Annotated in this window: 1 protein-coding gene; it reads right to left on the bottom strand. The window is 44.1% G+C overall.

Annotated features, from left to right (window positions below; genetic code table 11):
- The coding region (locus tag ACYQ78_RS40115) for a hypothetical protein (protein ID WP_459806238.1) at positions 1–215 on the bottom strand (215 nt) is incomplete at its 3' end.
- Positions 216–236 lie beyond the last annotated feature (21 nt).

Below are 236 nucleotides of genomic sequence, written 5' to 3'. Positions count from 1 at the left end.
ACGACCATGGGTACCAAGCCGAACCACACATAAGAAAGCCACACATAAAACAGTCGGCGAATTTTCTCTTCTCTGCTTGTTATCCACCACCAACTTAATCCCAGAGCAGGTACGATAAACACAAGAAATGCGTACCAAGTGGAATTATTTCCATACTTGGCTGGAAATGAAGCAAGTAGCAAACACTGCCCTATCATGAGCAGCAAGAACGTCAATCGTCCAAATCTAGTTAACGC

This window comes from Herbidospora sp. RD11066 (assembly GCF_054661255.1).
Note: the sequence above shows the minus strand (reverse complement) of the source record. Positions and strands in the feature narration are given on the sequence as shown.